The 3206-nt window shown below is 65.8% G+C and carries 4 protein-coding genes and 1 pseudogene; 1 reads left to right on the top strand and 4 read right to left on the bottom strand.

All coding sequences use genetic code 11. The features are described from left to right. Window positions 1–240: pseudogene (locus JMF90_RS30610) on the bottom strand (lysM domain protein); the annotation flags it as partial. Between the two features lie 350 nt (window positions 241–590). Between JMF90_RS30610 and JMF90_RS30605 the strand changes: the two are divergent. Further along, entirely contained in the window at window positions 591–911 is a 321-nt protein-coding gene (locus JMF90_RS30605) for a hypothetical protein (RefSeq protein WP_011694691.1), read from the top strand. A gap of 109 nt (window positions 912–1020) precedes the next feature. Here the strand turns inward: JMF90_RS30605 and JMF90_RS30600 are convergent, their stop codons facing one another. The 3 genes from JMF90_RS30600 to JMF90_RS30590 all read right to left on the bottom strand — a co-directional run. Beyond that, window positions 1021–1365 (bottom strand): DUF4148 domain-containing protein, encoded by a 345-nt coding sequence (locus JMF90_RS30600; protein WP_011548125.1) that lies wholly within the window; start codon window positions 1363–1365, stop codon window positions 1021–1023. A gap of 200 nt (window positions 1366–1565) precedes the next feature. Then, window positions 1566–2978, bottom strand: a complete 1413-nt coding sequence (gene gndA, locus JMF90_RS30595) for an NADP-dependent phosphogluconate dehydrogenase (RefSeq protein WP_006479382.1) — start codon at window positions 2976–2978, stop codon at window positions 1566–1568. Between the two features lie 97 nt (window positions 2979–3075). Beyond that, window positions 3076–3206, bottom strand: a 131-nt coding sequence (locus JMF90_RS30590; protein WP_201325846.1) for a DUF938 domain-containing protein, incomplete at its 5' end; no start/stop codon positions are given.

Raw genomic sequence — 3206 nt, 5'->3', positions numbered from 1 at the left:
GTAATAGCCGGCAATCACGCCCGGCGTCGCGGCCGACGTGGGTGCCGATTGGCGCGCGGGTTGCCAGCTGTCGGTCCACGGCGTCATCGTGCAGCCCGTCAGCGCGATGGCCGCGGCAACGAGCGCCGCCTGCGGCAGCCAGCGCGTGAGCGTGTCGTGGATGGGAATAGTTTCTCTCAAGGGTCCTCCCGGATTTGCGTCGTCGCGCCGCCCACCGCCCCCCGGCGCGCGACGCACGATGTCCGGCCCGACGGCCGGATCAACCAGTATCCGACCGCTCGCGCGGCCGTCAGTTTCCACAGCGGAACGTGGGCGCGAATGAGCTCACCGGCCCCTTTTTCGCGTCGTTCCGATCGGCAAAGATACCATTTGTCGCGGTCAAGGCCCCGACAGTTGCCCGGGCCGGAAACAATCTTGCGGCGTCGCCTGGGCACGCCAATCGCCGGCGAGCCGTGCCAGGCGGGCGCTTTGGGGAGTTCGCGGGCGCGGCCGCCACGCCTGCCGTATCGGCCCCGTCATATTGTCCGCTTCGATCGCCGCCTATACTCGGTGATGCGCAGCGCGATCCAACGACAACGAGGAGCATGACAATGAATAACGCGACGTTTCTCTCCGTGCAGCTCGACGCCGACGATTTCGCCGGTTCCAGCGGTCTGGTCGAATTGCTCAACCGGCACCTGTTGTTCGCGACCGACGTCGCCGAAGCGGCCGACGCGCTCGTTCAGCTGGCGAGCGTCACGCACCTGACCGGCGCCACGCGCCACAGCGTCGAGCTGCCGGTCCTCGCGATCGAACGGCTGCGCGACGCGCTCGACACGCTGAGCGGTTACGACGAAACGTGGCTGCAGGTACTGGAGCCGGCCGAAGCGCTGTTCCGCGATATCGGGCGCGGCCGACGCCCGCTGCACTGAACGCCGGCGCTTGGCGCGCCGCCAATGAAAAAGCCCGTTGTTCCGCATAGCGGAACAACGGGCTTCGTACTACAGGGGGTCGGATGCGGTCGCCAGCGCGGCCGTACCATTAACGACCCTTGTAGACCGGTGCGCCGTCCGAGACGCGCTTGACTTGCCAGCCGGTCTTGGCCGCAGCCGGGGCGCCCGATTCCTGGCCGGCGGCCGGTTGCGCACCGTAGCCGGTCGTATCGGCAGCGGCGACGTTCTGTTGCGGGTTCACGCGAGCTTCAGCAGCCTGGATGCCTTCCGGGTAGTTGGTCCGGTCGCTGCCCAGCTTGTAGCCAGCCTGTTGCAGCTGGACCAGTTCGGCCTTCACCTGGGCACGGGTGACGGGCGCGTTCTGTTGGGCGAACGAGACGGCGGGGACAGCGAGGACAGCAGCAGCAGCGAACGTTGCGATCAGCGATTTCATGATTACCTCCGGGATTTTTTTGCTTCGCCGCACACACCATGTCTGCAGCGATGGAACAGAGTTTAGTCCCGGCAGCACCTAGGGAAAACCATGAAAGAACGAAAACACTGTTTCCCCGGAGCCAACAATGTCGGCATCCGGGATAGAAAAACCCTATTCAAAGAATAGATTTTCGCAACAATGCCGCCTCGCCCAGCCGGTTACGACCAGTTCGCGTGGAAGCTGCCCGGCTTGTCGGTGCGCTCGAACGTGTGCGCGCCGAAGAAGTCGCGCTGCGCCTGCACGAGGTTCGCCGGCAGCCGCTCGGAACGGTAGCTGTCGAAGTACGCGACCGCCGATGCGAACGCCGGGACCGGCACGCCGGCCTTCACCGCGGCCACCACCACATCGCGCAGCGCCGTCTGGTAGTTCGCGGCGATGTCCTTGAAGTACGGGTCGAGCAGCAGGTTCGCGAGCGCCGGATCCTTCGCATACGCGTCGGTGATCTTCTGCAGGAAGCGCGCGCGGATGATGCAGCCCGCGCGGAAGATCTTCGCGATCGTCCCGAGATCGAGGTTCCAGCCGTATTCTTCCGACGCCGTGCGCAGTTGCGCGAAGCCCTGCGCGTACGAGATCACCTTGCTCAGGTACAGCGCGCGGCGCACCGCTTCGACGAACGCGGCGCGATCGCCGTCGAACGGCGCGGCGGCCGGGCCCGACAGGATCTTGCTGGCCGCGACGCGCTCCGTCTTCAGCGACGACAGCACGCGGGCGAACACCGACTCCGTGATCAGCGGCAGCGGCACGCCGAGATCCAGCGCGTTCTGGCTCGTCCACTTGCCGGTGCCCTTCTGCGCGGCGCGATCGAGGATCACGTCGACGAGGTGCTTGCCGGTTTCTTCGTCCTTCTTGCCGAAGATCTTCGACGTGATCTCGATCAGGTAGCTGTCGAGCTCGCCCTGGTTCCATTCGGTGTACACCGCGCCGAGTTCGTCGTTGGTCAGGCCCGCGACGTCCTTCAGCACCGAATAGCTCTCGGCGATCAGCTGCATGTCGCCGTATTCGATGCCGTTGTGGACCATCTTCACGTAGTGGCCCGCACCGTCCGGACCCATGTACGCGACGCACGGCTCGCCGTCCGACGGCGCCTTCGCGGCGATCTGCTTGAGGATCGGCTCGACGAGATCGTACGCGTCGCGCTGGCCGCCAGGCATGATCGACGGGCCACGCAGTGCGCCCTCTTCGCCGCCCGACACGCCGGTGCCGATGAAATGCAGGCCCGACTGCGCGAGTTCCTGGTTGCGGCGGATCGTGTCGGTGAAATGCGTGTTGCCGCCGTCGATCAGCACGTCGCCCTTCTCGAGCAGCGGCTTGAGCGAGGCGATCGTCGCATCGGTCGCTTCCCCGGCCTTCACCATCATCAGGATCCGGCGCGGCGTTTCGAGCGACGCGACGAATTCCTCGAGCGTATAGGTCGGCACGAGATTGCGGCCGGGGAATTCGGCGATCAGTTCGTCGGTTTTCTCGCGACTGCGGTTGAACACCGACACCGCGTAACCGCGGCTCTCGATATTGAGTGCGAGATTGCGGCCCATCACCGCGAGCCCGATCACACCGATTGCTTGTTTGCCCATTAGTCAATTCTCCGGAAAAAACGGGGCGCGACCCGAGCCGGGCCGCGCGCACAGGCGAAAGGATAGAGGAAACCCGGCCGCGCTGCCCGCTTGCGTGTCATTGCTCCGCGTGCGGCAGGCGCCGGAACACGACGCTCAGGTTGTTCGCCGGCATCTCGACGACCTCGCTGCAGTCGAGGCCGAGGTCGAGCCCGAGCGCGACCACGGTCTCGAGATCGCGCACGCCCC

It is taken from the genome of Burkholderia sp. E168m23 (assembly GCF_016586125.1).
Taxonomy (GTDB): Bacteria; Pseudomonadota; Gammaproteobacteria; order Burkholderiales; family Burkholderiaceae; genus Burkholderia; species Burkholderia orbicola.
The sequence above is the reverse complement of the archived record's forward strand: the minus strand, read 5'-3'. Positions and strand labels throughout refer to the sequence as shown.